The sequence below is a fragment of the Cellulomonas sp. ACRRI genome, from assembly GCF_022346185.1.
Classification (GTDB): domain Bacteria; phylum Actinomycetota; class Actinomycetes; order Actinomycetales; family Cellulomonadaceae; genus Cellulomonas.
Genome location: NZ_JAKRMS010000281.1, coordinates 1 through 530 on the forward strand (window position 1 = coordinate 1; position 530 = coordinate 530).

Annotated in this window: 1 protein-coding gene; it reads right to left on the reverse strand. The window is 80.4% G+C overall.

Annotated features, from left to right (window positions below):
* A partial coding sequence (locus tag MHY85_RS21175) for a hypothetical protein (protein ID WP_239200468.1) occupies positions 1 to 512 on the reverse strand: 512 nt, incomplete at its 3' end.
* Positions 513 to 530: the final 18 nt, after the last annotated feature.

A 530-nucleotide genomic window follows, 5' to 3' on the forward strand; every position in this document is an offset into this window, starting at 1 on the left:
ACGTAGGTGAACGGGGCGTCGAGCTCGAGGTCCGGGCCGGCGGTCACCCCGTCGCGCAGGACCGTGGCGAGCCGGACCGTGACGGGCCCGGCGGCCTGCGCCGGGGCGGTCGCGCGGACGTGACGGTCGTCGACGACCGTCACGTCCGTCCCCGCCACGGCGCCGAACGACACGGCGGCCACCCCGAGCGGCGCCCGGACGCGTGTCGGCACCGCGCTGTCCGCGCCGGCGCCGTCGGACGTCGCCCCGGCGGTGCCCGACCCCCAGGTCCACAGCGTGCCGTCGTCGAGCACCACCTCGGTGTGCTCGCCCTCCGACGCCAGGGCACGCGCCGGCCCGGGCAGCGGCACGCGCGCGGGTGCGGACGCGAGCGGGCGGGCCGGGTCCCCCAGGGCCGCGCCGCTCCCCCAGCTCCACACCTCGCCGTCGGTGGTCCGGACCACGGTCGCGGTGGCCGACAGCGCGGCCTGCGCGACGCGCACGTCCGCCAGGCCCGGCACCTGCTGCGGCACCGCCGCCACCCCACCGAG